Below are 17,885 nucleotides of genomic sequence, written 5' to 3' on the forward strand. Positions count from 1 at the left end.
CTCGATCGTGGTTCTGGCGCCGCACTTCGAATTGACGCTCCCCGCCAACCGCACGTCTTTGCCGACACCGACGTGGCAAGGGTGAAGCGGTCTACACGGAGCAGGCCGGTGACCTGACCTGTTCGAGGAGCAGGCGGAGAGGTGGGGCCAGCTTCCAGATCTCAGCCCGTCGAGGCGCCAGAAGCTGAAGGCGCTGAACGAGCAGCTGGCTGAGCTACGGGAGCTGAACAAGTAGGTGCTGGAGCTCGCCGACGAGCTGGGCAAGGGCAACATCGACACGGTGATGGCCGCCTCGGACGCGGAGGTGGGCCTGGCGGCGCTGCTCGGGCTCGGGGGTCGGCCGTGAGGTCCCGACTTTCCCCGCGACCCGTCCCTGCTCAGCGATGCCGAAAAGATTGAGGCCACGGCCAGGATCGCGGCGCTGTGGGAATCCATCGGCTTCCAGCCGTTCAACGCTGGCGTCTACCTCCTGGACGCCGCCCTGGACGGCAGCCGCATCATCAGCCAGCGCCGCAAGGAACTCGCCGCCCTTGGCCAGGAGTACCGCTCCGGCAAGCGGTGGTAGCCGACTTGCGGGCCGGTCTGCGGTCGGCTCTGGCGGGGGAAGAGCGGTCGTGCCCGTAGCGGTGATGACCAGCAGGTTTGCCGTCGACGGCTATGCGGGGGCGCTGGTTCGACGGCCGGCGGTGCGCTCGGGGTGGTGGATGAAGAAGACGCCGGTGACGGGGGCGTCCTGGATGCCGTCGGGGGTGTCGATGATGGCGCCGCCGCGGCCGTCGAGGTGCAGGAGGTGGCCGCAGGTGCTGCGCAGGCTCTCGCTGCAGTCGCCGTTGCGGGAGATCACCCCGGACTCAAGTGGGGCCGAGGCGTGGGCTTGCTGTCCGAGCGTGCTGCGTACGAGGAGGCGCCCGGAGCTGTCCCAGGTGGCGGGGCTGGTCCAGGTGCAGCGGCTGATGGTGTCGGAGATGACCTGGCGGCGCCCGCTGTCGTCCTCGGCGTCGCCGACCCAGATCAGTCGCAGATGCCCGGGAAGTGGGCTGGTCGTCTCGAACATGCCGCCACGATCCCACGCACTGCGGGCTGTGGGGCGGCTTACGCGCCGGGCTTGGGGCGGATGGCTCCGCCGCGTGCGCGCAAGGTGACGCCGGTTTCGGTGAGGATGCGGTGGACGAAGCCGTAACTGCGTCCGGTGCTGTTCGCCAGGCTGCGGATGGAGGCACCGCCCTCGTAATCGGTCTTGAGCTGGGCGGCGAGCGTCTCGCGTGCCACGCCGGTGATCCTCTTGCCTTTGTCCACGGTCGTCTCCTTCGCCGTGCCGGTCCGGGGGATGATCCTCGCGCACCCGGCTGGGCCCCGGCGGCAGTTCGACGGGATCGGGGCCTAAAGAATCACGGACCCGGGGTGATCCGGCCGGACTCCGGCATTCGAGGGGGTGGGGTGTCCGCCCTGCTGGTCAGCGTGGTCTCCGGTTCCGTGCATCGGCGGTCAGCAGGCCGAGGGTCTGGGCCCGCAGGACGGTGCTGGTGCGGTCGGGGGTGCCGAACTTGGCGCGCAGGTTCTCGGCGTGTTTGTCGACGGTGCGCGGGGTGATACCGAGTCTGTGCGCGATCGCGTGCCCGGTGAGCCCGTATTGCCACAGGTTCAGGACCTCGGCCTCACGGGGGGTGAGCCGGATGCCGTCGGAGCCGCGGGTGGGGTCTCCGAAGCGCAGGTGGTGCACGCCGCCGAGCAGGGTGCCCAGTTGCCGCGCCATGGCCAGGTCGAGGGCGGTGAAGGGCGTACGGGCCCTCATGACGGCCATGCCCCGGACCAGGGTGGGGCTGCCGACAAGCCGGATGACGAGCTGTTCGGTCATGCCGGAGTGCTCGCGCAGGAACGCGTACGAGGGTGAGGCCCGCCACTCGGCGCGGGTGGTGAGCCGGCCGGCGTTCACCGCGGGTTCGGGGCCGCCGTTCTGGAAGTACCGGGCGGCGGGGTGCCCGGTGAGGAAGGTGCGGAACGCGGAGGGATCGTGGGTGCAGAGCCCGAGCTGTTTCGCCGGGTAGGCGGCCAGCTGCCGGCACTGTCCTGCGCGCAGGTCCATCTCGCAGGTGTCCACGGCGTCGGCCTGGAACAGGTCGGCGAGGTCGGAGTCCGCCAGTATCGCGGGGAACTCCGACTGATCACACGTGATGCCGCGTTCGGTGACCGCCCACAGGAGGCGGTAGTCGCCCGGGCCGAGAGAGGCCACATACCCATTGTCCCCGCCGCCCGTCCATACGCATTTTCCCCACCTGCCGGGCCGGGCCCCGCCCGGCCTACCGTCGTGAGCAACGGAAAACGAGACCCGAAGGAGGACGCCATGGCGAACCTCGCACATTTCCACTACGACCACTTTGATCCGGGCGGGTTCGATCCTGGAGCCACACGGAACTAAGTCATCGGGCCGTGGCCTTGGAATCAGAGCGCAGTGGTCGTCAACGCCCATCTATTCGATGCCCCCGGGCAGGATCGTGCGCTTGCCGTGGCAGAGGTGCGGCGTCGCACCACACCGGATCAGTTCCTGGAGGTCACGGTCCGGAACGTGGGCCGCGGCCGTGCACTCATCTGGTCCCTGGAGATCGGCCTCATCTCGCCCTGACGAACGGAGAGAAAATGCGCGCTTTCGTCATTCATGACAAACACGGGAACGTCGTATCGGTGACCACCCACGCCGTCGACGCGCCCCCCATCGAGTTCGCGCCGGGCCCCGGCCGGCAAGGTGGGGAAGTCGAATACTCGGAGGACTTCCCCCTCCTGACCGGCGCGGAGAGCGAAGAACGCCTGGCCGGGGTCCTGGCCGGCCTTCGGGTCGATGTGCCGGGTGACGGCAGCCTGGTCCGCGGGGCGAGGCCCGCGGACGCCGATTGACGGGTGGGGAGAACCCCGCACAGCGGGGCACGGCTCCGCCCGGCGTCCACCCCGCCGGTAACCGGCGGGGTGGAGCGGGTGGAGTCGGGGTGGTCGCGCTCTTCCTGCCACCCGGACTCGGCCCGGGCGGGAGCAGCGGCGTTTGGCCGTGTCAGGAGACCGCGACCGCGGTCTCAGACTCCGCGGGGTCGGAGGACCTGAAGATGCCGCCCGTGATCTGGTAAGAGTAGCGGGCCTGGAGGACGTCTCCGTCGTTCACGGCGGGGGCGCCGGGGAGCGAGGTCATGGGGACGGGGTAGGAGTCCCGCCGGGCCGTCGCCGCGGGGGTCAGGGTCCGGGGCGCGGTCTTGGTGGCCACGGTCTGCCCGGTCGTGAGGTTGTGGACCGTGATCGTGAACCGGCTGGTGGCGGCGTACATGTTGAACGAGGCGGGCACGGCTACCGTGCTCAGCGTCGTGGCCGACATCGCGGGCGATGCCCTGCTGAACCGGATCCGCTTCAGCTGCCCGTGGGCTACGACCCGCTCTGCGGCCGCCCGCAGCAGACCTGGCCACCGCTCCGCCAGAGGTCTTACAGCTTCCTTCGCGTGGCGGGATGCCCGTAGCCGGTACACGTCTCAGCCTGCCCCCAGCAACCCGGCCACACCAGCCCGCCCCCCTGGCGAGGCCAGGAGCTCGGTCTGGCTGGGATCGCGCGAGCCCAGCGGTCACCGGCTCACGTGCAGGGAACGCTGATGTCGTCTGCGCCACTGGCGGCGGGGCGGGCTACGAGCGGGGCGCCGTCAGCAGGCTGTGGGGTCGGGTCCCGGCTACGCTCGGATCATGGGCGACAGTGCCGATCTATCCCCGAAGCTCCCCGAGGACGACGCGGTTCACGCGCAGCTCACCGCAGTCGTTAAGGACTGGGCGGCTGCGATCGTCTCCAATGACGCCGCGCGGATCGCGGGCTTCATGGCAGACGACTGGGCGATCGTCTCCGATTCGGGCATCTCCACCAAAGAGCAGTTCCTTGCGTTCGTCGAGTCCGGCGAGTTGACTCACTCGGCGATGGATCTCATCAGCCCGCCCAGGATCCGGGTGCACGGTGATACCGCCGTGTTCACGGCGCGGGCGACGAACACGGCCCACTACGCAGGCCGGCGGTTCGACGCCGACGAGTGGACGACCGATGTCTTCGTGAGGCGGGACGGCCGCTGGCTGTGCGTGCTGAGCCACATCACGGCAGCGGCTCCGTCGCCTTCGCCGGCGTGAACTGACAGCATCCCCCGCGCCCGGCCGGAACCGCGTGCAGCCTCAGCCTGGCCCGCGAACCGCTCGAGGTGATTCGAACTCGGTAATCTGCCCGCCCACCGGTGTGGCCCGGGCAATGAGCAGGGCTACGTCGTCGTGGTCTCCCGGGTGGCGCAGCTTGTCCAGAAGCAGGTCGCAGGTGATATCCAGCGATCTGTGGGGGTCATCGAGGACCTCAAGCAGAGCTTCTAGGCGTTCATCGATCGCCTGGTCGCGAGTCTCGACCAGGCCGTCGGTGTACAGGATGAACTGGTCGCCTGGCTCGATGTCGAGGCGGGTCGTACTGAAGGCGACGCCGCAGCCGCCCAGGGGTGCGCCGGTGGGCAGGTCGAGCAGCTTGCGCGTACCGTCCGGGTGGAGGAGGACGGGCGGCAGGTGCCCGGCGAGGGAGAGGTGGCACTGCGCCATCTGGGGGTCGTAGACGGCATAGACGCAGGTCGCGATGGTCTCGAGACCATCGGTGACGTGGTCGAGGTGGTGCAGAACCTGGGCGGGGTCGAGATCAAGGTCGGCCAGCGTCCGGGTGGCGGTGCGCAGCTGGCCCATGGTGGCCGCGGCGACGACCCCGCTGCCCATGACGTCACCGACGACCAGGGCGGTCTTGTCGCCGCTCAGGGGGATGACGTCGAACCAGTCGCCGCCGATCTCCATGGCGGCCTGGGCAGGGCGGTAGCGGGTAGCGATCTCCAGGCCCGGCCGCCGCGGTGGCGGGTGCGGCAGCAGGCTGCGCTGGAGGGTCAGGGCGGTAAGGCGTTGTTCCTCGACTGCACGGTGGCGCTCGGTGACATCCACGCTGGAGGTGGCCACCCCCAGCACTCTCCCGTTAGGGGCTTCGAGCCGATAGAACGAGATCGACCAGGCGTGATCATGGTCCGGGTCCGCCGGAGTCCGGCCGACGGTGTACTGGTCCACGATGGGAATGCCGGTGGCCAGGACCTCCCGCATCGCCGCCTCGAAGGACTCGTCCAGGAACGGCAGCACCTCATGGACGTGCCGCCCAATGTGCTCGGCGGCCGGCACGCCGTTCATCTGCTCCTCCGCCGGGTTGACCGACACGTAGCGAAGATCGGTGTCCAGCACACCCAGTCCGGTCGGCGACTGCGCCACCAGCCGTGCGGCCAGGGCCAGCTCGCGCTCAACCCGCCGTACGGTCGACTGGTCGGTGGCCAGACCCAGGGCCCAGTAGTCCCGCGCGCCGTCCTGCAACCGCATGTTGCGGAACTCCACCATCCGTGTGCTGCCGTCTTTGTGCCGGACGGGGAAGGCGCCCGCCCAGCTGCCGCCGCCTTCCATGACCTCGGCGAACATGTCCAGCACGATGCTCAGGTAGTCCTCGTGGACCAGCAGCTGGCCCGCGAACGCGCCGAGGGCCTCCTCGGCGCTGTAGCCGAACAGGTCCTCGGCCTGCGGGCTCCACAGATCGATCCTGCCCTCGGCATCGAGGAGAACAGCCGCCACGTTCAGCACATCGAGCAGACCGCCCGGCCCGGACGGAGCGGCCCGCGCCGCGCCGGGACCGCTCCGCGGAGGCTCGGTTGCATTCATCGTCCGGGCCCTCCTTCCGGCCGGCTCAGGCTGCTGCCATCTACCGGGCCGAGGCCATATACCGGCACTGGTGGTCCGCCCGGCTCCATCGTCCCCCTATATTGACCGCTCACGCACGCCAGGCTGTCCCGTGGACGTGCGCGTGCAAGGACTTGGCCGCTACGGCCGGACCAGTCGCGCGACCACGAAACGACCAGGGCGGAGTACCACCCAGCACATCACCACGTGCCCCAGATCCACCGGCTTGGACGCTGCACGTTCAAGGGCGGCCCGCAGGCGTCTGCCCTGGCCGGACCGGCCAGGGCAGGGCAGCCACCCGGCGGGTGTAGGGACGGGGCAGCGTGGGGAGGAGTGTCATGGCGCCCGAATCGAGGGCGCGGGGGCGGCCCTGTCGGGCTGCTCGCTGATTGAACATAAGGATGAGCATGGCCAGCGGCACCGTGAAGTGGTTCAACTCCGAAAAGGGCTTCGGCTTCATCGCCCAGGACGGCGGCGGACCGGACGTCTTCGCCCACTACTCCAACATTTCCGGCAACGGATACCGCGAGCTCGCGGAAGGAGATGCGGTGACCTTCGACGTGACACAGGGCCAGAAGGGTCCGCAGGCGGAGAACATCGTCCGCTCCTGAACTCATCCCCTCGTGATTCGGCCGGTCGGCGCCCGCCCTGTACGGGCCGGCGCCGACACGCGGCTGCCCCTGACCGCCGCCCCGCTCCGCGCCGGAGACCATCAGCCGGGGTGCCTGGGCAACCCCAAGGACCGCTGCCGGTAGGCCCAGGGACAACAGAGTCACGGACCTCAAGGACGTCTGCGGACGCTGCCCGGAGATCGCCGAGGCCAGCCGCCTGGCCCGCGGATTCGCCACCATCCTGCGCCGCCGCGAAGGCCACCGGCTGGGAGACTGGCTCGCCCAGGCCGACGCGTCCCAGGTCAAAGAGATTCGCACCTTCGCCAACGAGCTCCGCAAGGACCTCTCCGCCGTCACCGCAGGACTCACACTCCCACTGAGCTCCGGCGCCGTCGAAGGCAACGTCACGAGAATCAAACTCCTCAAGCGCCAGCACTACGGCCGGGCCGGGTTCGATCTCCTCCGCCGACGCATCCTCCTGGCCCACTGACAGTGAGGATGTTCGTGAGCGTCTCCCGGCAGGGTCTGACCCACCCACTGACTGACCTCGGGTCCTCAACGGGATCTGTCGACTCCGCCCGGGAGACGCTCGTGTGCAGCCACCGGACCGGCCTGCGTGACTTCATAAGAGCCTGGCCAGAGGCCCCATCACTGTCTCGTCCGCCCGCTCGGCCGGTGGCTGCCGCCCTGACCGCTCGAGTGGAGAGGACGGCGATGTCCACCATCGCACAGCAGGACCGCGAGATCACCGGCGGCGTCGACACCCACAAGGACACCCACACCGCGGCGGCCATCGACTCGGCGGGGCGCCCGCTGGGGGCCGAGCAGTTCGAAGCCACCGCGGCCGGCTACCGCAAGCTCCTGGCCTGGCTCCGCTCGTTCGGCACCCTGGTGCTGGTCGGCGTGGAGGGCACCGGCGCCTACGGGGCCGGCCTCGCCCGCTACCTGCACGAGCAGGGCATGAGCGTGATCGAGATCGACCGCCCGGACCGCAAGGCCCGCCGCTGGCAGGGCAAGTCCGACCCGGTAGATGCCGAGGCGGCGGCCCGCGCGGCCCTGGCCCGACGCCGCACCGGCATACCCAAGCAGCGCGACGGCCAGGTGGAGGCCCTGCGGAGCCTGCGCGTCGCCCGCCGCAGCGCGGTCCGCCAACGAGCCGATGTTCAACGGCAGATGAAGACCCTGGTCATCAGCGCGCCGGAGGAACTACGCGCCGCCCTGCGTGAGCTGGGTGACAAGCAACTGATCACCACGTGCGCGGCCTCCCGGCCCGACGCGGCCCGTGCCGGAGAGCCAGCCGTCGCGGCCAGGCTCGCCTTGCGCACCCTGGCCCGCCGCCACCAGCGACTCACCGAGGAAGTCGGCGAGCTCGACGAGCTCATCCACCCGCTGACCGCGGATATCGCCCCGGCGCTGCTGGCTCTGAACGGCGTGGGCTCCGACGTCGCCGGGCAGCTGCTGGTCACCGTCGGTCAGAACCCCGAACGCCTTCGCTCGGAAGCCGCCTTTGCCATGCTCTGCGGCGCCGCCCCGCTGCCGGCATCCTCCGGGCGCACGCAGCGCCACCGCCTCAACCGGGGCGGCGACCGAGCGGCCAACTCGGCCCTCTACCGCATCGTCCTCTGCCGCCTGCGCTGGGACGAACGCACCAAGAAGTACATGGAACGCCGGACGAAGGAGGGCCTGTCGAAGAAGGAGATCATCCGCTGCCTCAAGCGGTACATCGCCCGCGAGATCTACCAGATCCTGACCGCCCCCACGCCGACGACCATCACCGCAGAACAGCTCACAACCGCCGCTTGACATCCATAAGAGCATCCAGCCCGCTTCACGGAAAGTGTCGAAGAGTCGTCGTGCTCCCCGCGGACGGCCAGTGATCTGCCCCGCTGGTGGCCCCCGCCTCTCCTCCACGTGCGGGGCAGCCAGAACATCCGTCGTCACGGATGCACTTGGGGGCGGACAGGAATCACGCTCCGAATCCGCTGCAACCGACCGCTCTCGGTTTCGTGGACCACATCAGCGATAGAACCGACTGCGTTGCCAAGTAGCCCCAGAAAAATGGAAGTTCTACAGACCAGCCCCCACGGTCGCACCCCACCACAGAGCCTGAAGTCCCAGCGCACGACGGGAAATTCTGTCCCGCTAGGGAATAGGAGCATGTCACCTTCGCCTCAGGGCGACAGCCCAGGCAACTTCACGGGCGGGATGGAATCTCCAACATACCCATGGCACGCACAGGGGTTATCTCAACCAGCACCCGCTCAGGGTCTGGGGCGGGGCGGCGACCATAGCGATCCGCGTATCGGTCGACAGCATTCGAAACTTCATCACCCGCGGTTCGAACTTCCGCAATACCCTCGATGGTCAGCCACCTTGGGCCGGCCACCTGCGATACCGCGACGCGCGCCTCGCCCGGAAGGGCGGCAAGGATGTTGGCAATTTTCACGCTGCCCTTTCGCGTGATGACTCGCGCGACACCCACCTCATGGTCGTAGGTCACGCCAACAGGCACCACATGCGGAGTTCCATCGGGACGCAGCGTGGTCAGCGTGGCCAAGTGGTATTCGGACCAGAAGCCCACGAAGGCTTCGGTTTCGGTGATCGCGGTAGCCATGGCGCCAGGTTAATTCACTTCTCCATTCCCTCGCATGCGACCTATGTCACGCAAATCAAGATCGCCAAGAAGGGATCCTATATGCCCGATACGCACCACTCTAACAACTCGCCCTCGGCGCACCTCATTTCAGATTGATAACAGATCTACCCGCGAGTACTTTCCGCGAACCTGTCAACCACACCACCGCATAACGGCAGGTCAGATGGCGTTCACGACAACACACGCCGCGAGCAATGTTGATCGAATAGATGATTTCGATCTTGAATGGCTTTTCGGGCCCTATTGCCGCGTCCGACCGCTGATCAAACCGCCCCAGGAATGACGTACGGTTCGATCAAGCAGGCGGAATCATTGGTTCAGCAAGGCTGGCCTTCGCGACCCTTCCGCCCGCCAGGCCATGCGGGGGACGCGTCCCCTGCATGGCCCTGAGCGTTGGCCCTGCGGACTCGCCGGGCGAAGAGCGCTCGCACGGTGCAGGGGTGCGGTTTGACCGACCGCGAACCCCACCCGTCAAGCAACAGGACCAAAGCCGAGCCGCGTCCCCACTGCTGTGGCATCCGCCTCGGATATCGAGCATACGAACGATGACGCCTGTGCCATTCGTCGCCTCCCACGGGATTGGCGGATGAACGCTGGCTGACGAGGGACCTATGTGGTGGCGAACCGGGGACATGCGTCCCCACAGCAACACCGAGCGCCGGGTACGTCCCTGGCCTCTCCGCCGACCGGGAGCCTTCACCCCTGCAGGGCGGGCGGACCGGCAGCTTCGTAGGCGTATCCGCCTGGAGCTCCAAGAGCTGGGCGTCCAGCCGCCGCTGCGCATCGACGAGCTTCGGCTCGCGTTGGCGGCCCAGCGCGGGCGGCCCATTCTGATTCGACGCGCGCCGCTACCTATGCCGGGCCCGGTGGGGCTCTGGCTCGACCTTCCGGACGCCGACGTCATCGTCGTCCAGGAGCGCACGACCCAGCTCCACCAGGACCACATCATCCTGCACGAGCTATGCCACTTGAAGGCCGACGGACCGCAGGGCCACCGCTGGGAAGACCTCGCGTCGGGAGTTGGAACGGAGGGCGGGCAGCGATGCTCGTACCTCGACAAGGAGGAGTGTCAGGTGGAGAAGGCCGCCACGATCATCATGGAGTGGGCGTCCGTCCTGGAGCAGGTCGGCCCTCCGCCGGCCACCGATCCGGCCGTACGTAGCGTGAATTTGGCCCTGGGCGACCGGCAGGGGTGGCTGTGATGACGATCCTGTTCCTCCTCATCCTGGCTGCCGCCGTAGCGTGGAAGGTCTACCAACTCACGAAAGCACCCAAGGACGGCGCCCTGCGCTCCGTCACCCTGTGCCTCGTGTGTGCGGCCCTGTCCTATCCGGTAGCCATGCCGGGCGGCGCCAGCGGCGTGGACACGGTTGCCGGCCACGGCGCGGCCAAGCTCATACAGAACATCCTGCTACTCGGCACGGTGTACTTCCTGATGTGCTTCTACCTCTATTCATCTGCCGACCGGGCAACGAGTAGGCGGCGGGCGCGTCGCGAGGCCATCCTCGTTCTCGTGGTCGCAGCAGTTCTCCTCGTCTCAGCCATGACTGTGCCGCACGAGGTGTTCGCCGGATCCTTCTCGTCGGCGGACATGACGATCACGCAGCTCGCCGCGTTCTACGGCGTCGCCGGCCTGTACCTGACCTACACGCTGGGTGCGGCCGGCATCTGGACGGTCCGCTATGCCCGGCTTTCGCCGCGCCCACACTCCACTGGACTATGGATCACGGCCGTCGGGCTGCTGGCCATGGCCGCTGCCTGTGCGATCCGGGCAGTCTTCGTGGCAACCCGGTGGCAGGGCGGCACCGTGCCGAAGGGCCTGATGTCCGCCGTCGCGATGCTGCTGGTCCTTTCCATCTTCCTTTTCGTCGTCGGTGTCTCCTATTCCGGCGCCCGCAGCCGCCTGTCGGCTCTGCGGGTGTGGCGACAGCACCGCCGCGGATACCGCCGCCTCGAGCCCCTCTGGATTCTGCTGTCCGACCGGTTCCCCGAGACGGTTCTGGCCTCTCGGCGGACGGTGCTCGAAACCTGGGGTGTGCGTGGCGTGCACCGTCTCTACCACCGTCGCGTGGTCGAGTGTCGGGACGGGCTGGTCCGCATCAGCCCGCTCATGGGCGACCTGACCACGGAGGAACTCCTGTCCATGGACACGGCCGTCCTGGCCGACCGGCTTCGCTCAGCAGCCGCCGCAGACGTGCCCGCGCCGGAGGAGGCCCAGCCGGTCATTCCCCTGGCCGTACCCAAGATCGACAGCGCGGGCGCTGACGCCGCCCACCTGTTTGCGCTCTCCGACGCCCTCCGCGCCGCCTGACAACCCTTCACGGAAAGAGAACCCCGATGCTGATCACAGCTGGCCGCATCCTCTCCGGAGACACCGACGTAACCGACGGCGCCGTACTCGTACAGGACGGCATCATCACGGCCGTCGGCCCGCGCGCCGAGGTCGAAGCCAAGGCAGACGGCGGCGAACCGCGCCAGGACTTTCCGGACTCCACCCTGCTGCCCGGCCTGATCGACGCCCACGTCCACCTCGTCTTCGACGCCGGCGCCGACCCCGTGGCCACCATGCAGGAAGCCAGTGACGAGGACCTGCTGGAGGGAATGCGCAAGCGGGCAGACCAGCTGCTTGCCACCGGCGTCACCACGGCCCGCGATCTCGGCGACCGAGGCGGCCTCGCACTGCGCCTCGCTCAGGAAATCGCCGCCGGTACCGCGACGGGGCCGCGCATCATCGGAGCCGGAGCTCCCGTCACGCCGCCTGGGGGACACTGCTGGTTCCTCGGGGGAGAGGTTTCCACAGCCGACGAGGCCCGTGCCCTCGTTCGCCACAACGTGGCCGCCGGCGCCAAGGTCGTCAAGGTCATGGCCGGCGGCGGCGGGCTGACGAAGGGCGGAGCACCCAGCTGGAAGAGCCAGTTCGGCGCGGAGGAGCTCGCCGTCGTCGTCGAGGAGGCTCACCAGGCCGGCCTGAAGGTGGCCGCACACGCGCACGGCACCGACGCCATCACCGACGCGGTGGCCGCCGGTGTCGACACCATCGAGCACTGCACCTGGATGACCGAGGACGGCTTCGACCTTCGCGAGGACGTCCTGGCGCAGATCATCGAGAAGGGGATCTACGTCTGCCCGGCCGTCAGTCCACACTGGCGGATGCTCCCCCGCTTCTTCGGCGAGGAGAAGGCGGCCACCATGTTCGGGCTCGTACAGCGGATGGCCGAGTCCGGAGCCCGCCTGATCGCCGGCACCGACGCAGGGGTACAGCGTGCCGGGTTCGACGGGATCGTCGGCGCCCTCGGCTTCTACGAGCACCTGGGGGTCTCCCGAGACCGGATCCTGGCCATGGCCACCACCGAAGCGGCGGCAGCCCTCGGAGTAGACGACCAGACCGGCCGCATCGCCCCCGGCTACAGCGCCGACCTGCTCCTGGTCGATGGCAACCCGCTCGAAGACCTGTCCGCCCTGAATGCGGTGCGCGCCGTCTTCACCAACGGCCGCCAGCACCAGGCCGCGTAGGAACCGGAACGGCCAAGCGGGGCTTCGCCTGGCGTCGTCAGGCGCTGGGCAGGCCCCGCTCTTCGATTTCCGCGACGATGTTGTTGATCAGGGCCATGACCTCGGTGGGCAGCCCCTCGGGTCCCATCTGCCGGCCCTTCAGCCCACGGATCTTGCCGGCCTGCACGTTCGCGAGCAGAGTCAGTCCCTCGGCGACTTGCCTCTTGACCACGTCGCGGCTTCGGAAGAAGAGAGCGCTGACACCGAGGGCAGCCGACAGCCCCTCCAGCACCGGTGGGGACGCCTCCGTCACCTCGCCGGTCCGCAGGTCCGCCACACCGGCCGCGGAGATCACCTGGGCGCCGACATAGGCGTTCACCGCACGGGCGATCTCCGCGTCCGAGGGTGGAACTCTGTCGTCATCCGGGTTCTCCAGGAGATACCGCATCTTGTCGGCGAGGCTCGTGGGCACCTCCGGGTGAGGTTCGGGGACCTCCACTCCGAAGGACCGTTCCTGTGCTGCCATCAGCTGCTCGACGCTCACGCCGTATGCCTTGGCAAGCGGCTCGACGTATACGCCCGAGAGTCGCCTCTTGGCCCGCTCCGCGTTCGCCACCGGGCCGGCGGACTTGGTGCCCAGCAGTCCAGGGACCTCGTTCTGGAAGAACCCGGCATCGGCCCGCAGGTCCGCCAGAGTGGGCAGGCCATCACGCGGGAACAGGTCATCGAGGGGCTGCCCCAGCGCACGGGCGAGAGCGGGAAACCGCTCCGGATCCGGGTGGCTCGTGCCCTTCTCCCAGGCGGTGACGCTGGTCGCGTGGACTCCCACGGCGGTAGCCACGGCCTCCTGCGTCAGCTCGGCGGAGCGACGGAGCGCGCGTACACGCTGTCCATCGAAGATACGTGCCGGCATGCCCCTCCTCCCTTCCATCCCTGTCCTGGTTCACTGTATTCAGGAAACCTAGTTTTAGCCACTTGTGTGGTTTGCTGAACGCAGATAACTTCGACTCGGCGAACGGTACCGGCCGCCGGTCAGGCCGCCTAGCCCTCGTGACTGTCTTGTCACCCGAGGGATCCGCACAGGTCAGGATGCATGTCGTGACCTGTGAGGAGTTCTAGAGCGAAGTCTAGGTATTCCGGCAGGTTTTACGTATGTTCGTCGTCGCCCGCCGGCCACCAGGATCGGCGGAGGACTCGAAGGGGGACTGGATGCGCAGCGGATGGACCTTACGGGCTGGCTGAGCCCGGAAACAGCGACGGCGCCCGAGAGCGGGAACTCTCGGACGCCGGACGCTTCTGGCAGCACAACCGCCCACGAATGAGCGGACAGCCACCCAACATCGCCGAACCGGACCTTCTCACGGGCACACCGGGACGGCGGGTCACACCAGAGGAGAGTGTCGCATGGCGACCGCCCTGCGCAAAAGACCGGAGCATACGGCCGCCCCTGCGGCCAGCAAGCAAGGGGGTGCCGCCTGATGGCGCGCATCCGCACAATCAAGCCCGAGATGTTCTGGTCGGAGGACCTCGCAGCGTGCGACGTCACCGCGATGGTGACCTTCCAGGGACTGCTCACCCAGGCCGATGACAGCGGGCGGTTCCTTGCCCACCCGGCGATCATTGCCGGATTCGTGTGGCCGCTGCGCATCGAGCACACCCCGGCCCATGTGGCCAGGGACCTCGACCAGCTGGCCGCCGTAGGCATCATCTGCCGCTACACCGGGTGCGACGACAAGGACTACTTGCACGTCGTGAAGTGGGAGAAGCACCAGAAGATCGACCGGCCCTCCGCGTCGCGCATGCCTCGGTGCCCCGTGCACCAGGCTCAGCGCATGTGCAGCGAGTGCGGTAGCGCGGCCTGCCCCGCCTCCCCCGCACCCGCCCCCGCCAAGGCGTCGGCGCCGACCACGGCAGCCGGGCTTGCCGGTACCGCCTCGCAGGATTCGACGAATACTCGTCGAGTACTCGATCAGCCGGTTTCGCCCGATTCTGCTCCTGCGGCGAAGCCAGACCCCGCACCCGTCGGCTTCGGCACGGCCCCGCGATCCGCTCCGAAGGCCCTTCAGGAGCCGCTTTCCGATCTGCCCGGAGAAACCGCAGGTCAGGAGGCATTCGGCGAGGGCTCGACACAAATACACGAGGACTCGTCGTCTGGATCTAGGATCTTGGATCCTGGATCTGTACCTACGGGGCGCCAGGCGCCAGCGTCTGGCAGCGTCTCAGAGAAGGTGTCCGCCAAGGACCTGGTGGCCGAGTACGTGAAGGGCTGCAGGCAGAAGCCTCCGAGTGACACGCGTGGGCTGCTGGGCCGGAAGATCAAGATGCTCCTCGACGAGGACTTCGCGCCCAGCGACATCCGCGTCGCCATGGGCCTGCTGCGGGACAAGGGCCTGCATCCGAGCGTCCTGCCCAGCCTGGTGAACCAGGTCGTCAACGCCTCACCGCAGCACGTCGGCTCCCCGTCGCCCTCCGCCTCCGGCGCGGGGCCATGGGCCAGCACCGGATCCGCCTACACGCCTTACTTCAACCCGGCCGCATCCGAGCCGACCACGTTCGGAGGCAACCTGTGACCCGCGCCCGCCTCGCCGACCCGCAGCCCGCCGTCTCCGACCGTCTGCGCAGCCGCCTGCAAGCTCACCTCGTCGCCCGGGGCGTCGACCCGGCTAGCACCGTGCCTGACACCCCGGAGCCGATCCCGGCCCTGGAGGCCGCTCAGCGGCGGATCCCGTACGCCTACCGGAATGCGGTCCCCCAGCACCAGGCGGTCGCTGCCTGGGTGCGGACCATCGCGGACGCCGCGGTCGCCCCGAGCGCCGAGGATCGCCACGCCCACTGGGGCTGGACCGGACGCCGGTGGATCGCGCACGGCCCGTCGCTGCTGCTCTGGGGCAACACCGGGACTGGCAAGACCCACGAGGCGTACGGGGCCATCCGAGCCCTGACCGCCGCCGGCTGCGGGGTCGACTGGCAGGCGATCACAGCCGCGGACCTCTACGCCCAGACCCGACCGCGACCCGGTGTGGACCTGGAGTTCATGCTCCGACGGATCGTGCGCGTACCCCTGCTCCTCCTGGACGACCTCGGTGCCGCCAAGTCCAGCGAATGGAACGAGGAGATCAACTTCCGCCTGCTGAACTGGCGCGCGGAGAACCAGCTCCCGACCATCATCACCAGCAACCTGCCGCCCGTACGCACCGAAGGCATGGACCGGCGCCAGCTTGTGCTGCGCGACAAGGTCGGTGACCGGATCCTCTCCCGGCTGTCCGGGATGTGCACCCCCGTCGAGTTCGACGGCCCGGACCGCCGCTTCCAGCGCGCCTGACCGGCCCCTTCTCCTTCCTCTCCCTTTCGGTGCGGCCCCGTAGCCGCTCCCCCTGCCCTGCCTCGCCGCCGAGCCGCACCCACACCGCTTCACCGCTGGTGTGCCGCGCTGCCCGCCCGCCGGCCCATGAGGCGTACCCGGAGAACATCCCCATGCGCTACATCACCACCAACACGCCTCCCACAGACCTCCATGGGGTCGCGGATATCAGCTGGCACGCCCGAGCCGCCTGCAACGGAGTCGACCCCGCCACCGCGGACGAGCTGTTCTTCCACACGCCCAACGACGACTACGCCATCGCCGAGGCGAAGGAGATCTGCAGCTGGTGCCCGGTCCGCCGCGAATGCTTCAACTACGCCTTGGATAACGAGGTCAAGGAGGGCGTCTGGGGCGGCCTGACGGAGAGCGAACGCCTGACCTGGCACGACCAGGTCGAGACCCGGCTGGACTACAGCCGGGTGAAGGCGGCTCTCGAAGGCCGGGACGTTCAGCTGAGCCGGCTGGAGCGCAGAACCCTCACCCGCTACGCGAGCGCCCAGGGCTGGAGCCCGAATCGACTCGCCCACACCCTCCAGATCGGCGTCGAGTGGGCCCGCGACCTCCTCCGGGTGGAGGCCCGCGCCATCGAGAACCGCGACCGCGACAACCTCGCCTCGGATCCCAATCCGGCCGAGACCGCCCGGCAGGCCGTCCTGGACGGGCAGCAGCCCCCGCGCTCGGGCCAAGCTCACGACGGAGACGGTCCCGAGCGCGACCGCAGCCTTCCCCGCAAGGACAAGCGAGGCAAGGTCGTGGTGCAGAAGCCGAAGCCGGTGGCTCGTCACGTGCATACCCAGGCTCTGATCGACAACCTCCGAAAGGCAGTATGAGCACCGGCACGGGCCCCAGGGCCACGAAGAGCACCGAGTCCGCCGAGCGGTTCACACTCGCCGCCGCCGGAGCTGTCATCGCGGCCCTCACCGCCGCCGCGTTCTGGCTGTCCTACGCACACCTGGCTGAGGTCGCCGGCCAGCACGGCCTGGCCAAGTCACCCGAGCGGCAGTGGGCCTGGCCGGGCACCTTGGACGCCTTCATCGTCATCGGCGAACTGCTCATGCTGCGGGCGGGACTGCGTAAGGTCACCGACTGGTGGGCCGTGGCCCTCACCGCCATCGGATCGATCGGTTCCATCGCGCTCAACGTCGCCGGCGTCAGCGGGACCGGGACCGGTCCGGTCCCCCTGCTGGACTACGTAGTGGCCGCCGTCCCACCCACCGCTGCCCTGCTCGCCTTCGGCGTGCTGATGCGACAGATCCACCAGCACGTCGCCGCACCCGCAGACCAAGCTCCGCTCCCCGCGGGGGGTCACTCTGGCGGCGAGATGCCCGTCCGGACAACCAGTGGGGACCAGCCGTCCGCACAGCCGGGGGACGGCAACGGGACCGCGGTCCCCGCCGGCGGGGACCATCGCACGGGGGCACGTCCGGCTGGGGACCGGACGAGCACGGTCCCCGAACAGGGGCACAGTCCCCAACCGGTCCCCGTTGGCGGCGATACCCCGAAGGCAACGGGGACCGGGGACCGCCACAGCGGGGACCGGACAGGCACGGTCCCCCCACCGAACCCCGGTCCCCACACGGTCCCCGGTCCCCAGGTCGGGGACCGTCCCAAGGGGACCGACGTTCCCCGGCACGGGGACCGTCCCGGGACCGTCACCCCTGCGGGGACCAGCAACGAGCCCCGCACGGTCCCCAACCCGATCCCCAACGGCAAGGCCACCACCGGGGACCGAGCACACGCGCCCGCAAAGGTGCGGCACAACGGCATCAGCGGGGACCGTCCCCGACACGACCGCACCTCCTCGGTCCCGGGGACCGGGGACCGTCAGGGGACGGTCCCCGGGACCCAGACGGACGGTCCCCGTCCCCACCCCGCGCCAGACGGGGACCAGGACAAGGCCGGGGACCGTGAAGGGGACCGGGGCAGCGCCGACCCCGAGGACCCGGCGGCGAAGCCGCGTCGGGGACCGGTCCCCAAACCGAAGCGGGGGATGGGGAACCGCGCACCGGACCGGTCCCGCACCG

Annotated in this window: 18 protein-coding genes and 1 pseudogene; 12 read left to right on the top strand and 7 right to left on the bottom strand. The window is 69.0% G+C overall.

The window, feature by feature from the left end; all coding sequences use genetic code 11:
* Window positions 1–655: 655 nt before the first annotated feature.
* The 3 genes from ACTVZO_RS07410 to ACTVZO_RS07420 all read right to left on the bottom strand — a co-directional run bounded on the left by ACTVZO_RS07410 (window position 656) and on the right by ACTVZO_RS07420 (window position 2,230).
* Window positions 656–1,054 carry a hypothetical protein gene (locus ACTVZO_RS07410; RefSeq protein ID WP_443297617.1) on the bottom strand — a complete coding sequence of 133 codons (399 nt, stop codon included), beginning with the start codon at window positions 1,052–1,054 and terminating at the stop codon, window positions 656–658.
* Window positions 1,055–1,092: 38 nt separating this feature from the next.
* Window positions 1,093–1,329 carry a helix-turn-helix domain-containing protein gene (locus ACTVZO_RS07415; RefSeq protein ID WP_443303075.1) on the bottom strand — a complete coding sequence of 79 codons (237 nt, stop codon included), beginning with the start codon at window positions 1,327–1,329 and terminating at the stop codon, window positions 1,093–1,095.
* A 124-nt stretch (window positions 1,330–1,453) separates the two neighbouring features.
* A complete protein-coding gene (locus ACTVZO_RS07420) occupies window positions 1,454–2,230 on the bottom strand; it encodes a LuxR C-terminal-related transcriptional regulator (protein ID WP_443297618.1) in 777 nt (258 codons plus the stop codon).
* 404 nt (window positions 2,231–2,634) lie between these two features.
* Here ACTVZO_RS07420 and ACTVZO_RS07425 point away from each other — a divergent pair, with 404 nt between their 5' ends.
* A complete protein-coding gene (locus ACTVZO_RS07425) occupies window positions 2,635–2,889 on the top strand; it encodes a hypothetical protein (RefSeq protein ID WP_443297619.1) in 255 nt (84 codons plus the stop codon).
* A 151-nt stretch (window positions 2,890–3,040) separates the two neighbouring features.
* Here ACTVZO_RS07425 and ACTVZO_RS07430 read toward each other — a convergent pair whose 3' ends face one another.
* On the bottom strand, window positions 3,041–3,355 hold the full coding sequence (locus ACTVZO_RS07430) for a hypothetical protein (RefSeq protein ID WP_443297620.1): 315 nt from the start codon (window positions 3,353–3,355) through the stop codon (window positions 3,041–3,043).
* 355 nt (window positions 3,356–3,710) lie between these two features.
* On the opposite strand from ACTVZO_RS07430, the gene ACTVZO_RS07435 reads away from it, so the two are divergent.
* Complete coding sequence (locus ACTVZO_RS07435) at window positions 3,711–4,139, top strand: nuclear transport factor 2 family protein (RefSeq protein WP_443297621.1); 429 nt, start codon at window positions 3,711–3,713, stop codon at window positions 4,137–4,139.
* A gap of 42 nt (window positions 4,140–4,181) precedes the next feature.
* Here the strand turns inward: ACTVZO_RS07435 and ACTVZO_RS07440 are convergent, their stop codons facing one another.
* A complete protein-coding gene (locus ACTVZO_RS07440; RefSeq protein ID WP_443297622.1) occupies window positions 4,182–5,723 on the bottom strand; it encodes a SpoIIE family protein phosphatase in 1,542 nt (513 codons plus the stop codon).
* A gap of 425 nt (window positions 5,724–6,148) precedes the next feature.
* On the opposite strand from ACTVZO_RS07440, the gene ACTVZO_RS07445 reads away from it, so the two are divergent.
* From ACTVZO_RS07445 to ACTVZO_RS07455, 3 genes are all read left to right on the top strand, one after another.
* A complete protein-coding gene (locus ACTVZO_RS07445; RefSeq protein ID WP_443297623.1) occupies window positions 6,149–6,352 on the top strand; it encodes a cold-shock protein in 204 nt (67 codons plus the stop codon).
* Window positions 6,353–6,452: 100 nt separating this feature from the next.
* Window positions 6,453–6,842 carry a transposase gene (locus ACTVZO_RS07450; protein ID WP_443303076.1) on the top strand — a complete coding sequence of 130 codons (390 nt, stop codon included), beginning with the start codon at window positions 6,453–6,455 and terminating at the stop codon, window positions 6,840–6,842.
* A gap of 224 nt (window positions 6,843–7,066) precedes the next feature.
* Window positions 7,067–8,155 (top strand): IS110 family transposase, encoded by a 1,089-nt coding sequence (locus tag ACTVZO_RS07455; RefSeq protein ID WP_443297624.1) that lies wholly within the window; start codon window positions 7,067–7,069, stop codon window positions 8,153–8,155.
* Between the two features lie 391 nt (window positions 8,156–8,546).
* On the opposite strand, the gene ACTVZO_RS07460 is transcribed toward ACTVZO_RS07455, so the two are convergent.
* On the bottom strand, window positions 8,547–8,966 hold the full coding sequence (locus tag ACTVZO_RS07460; protein ID WP_443297625.1) for a TIGR03618 family F420-dependent PPOX class oxidoreductase: 420 nt from the start codon (window positions 8,964–8,966) through the stop codon (window positions 8,547–8,549).
* Between the two features lie 908 nt (window positions 8,967–9,874).
* Between ACTVZO_RS07460 and ACTVZO_RS07465 the strand changes: the two genes are divergently transcribed.
* Genes ACTVZO_RS07465 through ACTVZO_RS07475 form a run of 3 tightly spaced genes read left to right on the top strand, consistent with a single transcriptional unit; the run spans window position 9,875 to window position 12,521 of the window.
* Complete coding sequence (locus ACTVZO_RS07465) at window positions 9,875–10,210, top strand: hypothetical protein (protein ID WP_267838901.1); 336 nt, start codon at window positions 9,875–9,877, stop codon at window positions 10,208–10,210.
* Complete coding sequence (locus ACTVZO_RS07470) at window positions 10,210–11,319, top strand: MAB_1171c family putative transporter (RefSeq protein ID WP_443297626.1); 1,110 nt, start codon at window positions 10,210–10,212, stop codon at window positions 11,317–11,319. Before ACTVZO_RS07465 ends, ACTVZO_RS07470 begins: the two co-directional genes overlap by 1 nt.
* Before the next feature lie 26 nt (window positions 11,320–11,345).
* A complete protein-coding gene (locus tag ACTVZO_RS07475) occupies window positions 11,346–12,521 on the top strand; it encodes an amidohydrolase family protein (RefSeq protein WP_443297627.1) in 1,176 nt (391 codons plus the stop codon).
* Between the two features lie 37 nt (window positions 12,522–12,558).
* Here ACTVZO_RS07475 and ACTVZO_RS07480 read toward each other — a convergent pair whose 3' ends face one another.
* Window positions 12,559–13,413 carry a helix-turn-helix transcriptional regulator gene (locus ACTVZO_RS07480; RefSeq protein WP_443297628.1) on the bottom strand — a complete coding sequence of 285 codons (855 nt, stop codon included), beginning with the start codon at window positions 13,411–13,413 and terminating at the stop codon, window positions 12,559–12,561.
* Window positions 13,414–13,978: 565 nt separating this feature from the next.
* Between ACTVZO_RS07480 and ACTVZO_RS07485 the strand changes: the two genes are divergently transcribed.
* The 4 genes and pseudogenes from ACTVZO_RS07485 to ACTVZO_RS07500 form a co-directional block, all read left to right on the top strand.
* A complete protein-coding gene (locus ACTVZO_RS07485; RefSeq protein WP_443297629.1) occupies window positions 13,979–15,070 on the top strand; it encodes a hypothetical protein in 1,092 nt (363 codons plus the stop codon).
* Window positions 15,067–15,822: an ATP-binding protein gene (locus ACTVZO_RS07490; protein ID WP_443297630.1), complete on the top strand. Its 756-nt coding sequence runs from the start codon at window positions 15,067–15,069 to the stop codon at window positions 15,820–15,822. The genes ACTVZO_RS07485 and ACTVZO_RS07490 overlap by 4 nt, the downstream gene beginning before the upstream one ends.
* A 152-nt stretch (window positions 15,823–15,974) precedes the next feature.
* Complete coding sequence (locus ACTVZO_RS07495; RefSeq protein ID WP_443297631.1) at window positions 15,975–16,691, top strand: WhiB family transcriptional regulator; 717 nt, start codon at window positions 15,975–15,977, stop codon at window positions 16,689–16,691.
* Window positions 16,688–17,146: pseudogene (locus ACTVZO_RS07500) on the top strand (DUF2637 domain-containing protein); the annotation flags it as partial. The gene ACTVZO_RS07495 and the pseudogene ACTVZO_RS07500, both read left to right, overlap by 4 nt.
* Between the last annotated feature and the right edge of the window lie 739 nt (window positions 17,147–17,885).

It is taken from the genome of Streptomyces sp. IBSNAI002 (genome assembly GCF_052244475.1).
GTDB lineage: Bacteria > Actinomycetota > Actinomycetes > Streptomycetales > Streptomycetaceae > Streptomyces.

Excerpts from the sequence above, each read along its gene's own strand:
- ACTVZO_RS07410 (WP_443297617.1), bottom strand. The coding sequence starts at position 1,054 with ATGTTCGAGACGACCAGCCCACTTCCCGGGCATCTGCGACTGATCTGG.
- ACTVZO_RS07425 (WP_443297619.1), top strand. The coding sequence starts at position 2,635 with ATGCGCGCTTTCGTCATTCATGACAAACACGGGAACGTCGTATCGGTG.
- ACTVZO_RS07430 (WP_443297620.1), bottom strand. The coding sequence starts at position 3,355 with ATGTCGGCCACGACGCTGAGCACGGTAGCCGTGCCCGCCTCGTTCAAC.
- ACTVZO_RS07435 (WP_443297621.1), top strand. The coding sequence starts at position 3,711 with ATGGGCGACAGTGCCGATCTATCCCCGAAGCTCCCCGAGGACGACGCG.
- ACTVZO_RS07440 (WP_443297622.1), bottom strand. The coding sequence starts at position 5,723 with ATGAATGCAACCGAGCCTCCGCGGAGCGGTCCCGGCGCGGCGCGGGCC.
- ACTVZO_RS07445 (WP_443297623.1), top strand. The coding sequence starts at position 6,149 with ATGGCCAGCGGCACCGTGAAGTGGTTCAACTCCGAAAAGGGCTTCGGC.
- ACTVZO_RS07455 (WP_443297624.1), top strand. The coding sequence starts at position 7,067 with ATGTCCACCATCGCACAGCAGGACCGCGAGATCACCGGCGGCGTCGAC.
- ACTVZO_RS07460 (WP_443297625.1), bottom strand. The coding sequence starts at position 8,966 with ATGGCTACCGCGATCACCGAAACCGAAGCCTTCGTGGGCTTCTGGTCC.
- ACTVZO_RS07470 (WP_443297626.1), top strand. The coding sequence starts at position 10,210 with ATGACGATCCTGTTCCTCCTCATCCTGGCTGCCGCCGTAGCGTGGAAG.
- ACTVZO_RS07475 (WP_443297627.1), top strand. The coding sequence starts at position 11,346 with ATGCTGATCACAGCTGGCCGCATCCTCTCCGGAGACACCGACGTAACC.
- ACTVZO_RS07480 (WP_443297628.1), bottom strand. The coding sequence starts at position 13,413 with ATGCCGGCACGTATCTTCGATGGACAGCGTGTACGCGCGCTCCGTCGC.
- ACTVZO_RS07485 (WP_443297629.1), top strand. The coding sequence starts at position 13,979 with ATGGCGCGCATCCGCACAATCAAGCCCGAGATGTTCTGGTCGGAGGAC.
- ACTVZO_RS07495 (WP_443297631.1), top strand. The coding sequence starts at position 15,975 with ATGCGCTACATCACCACCAACACGCCTCCCACAGACCTCCATGGGGTC.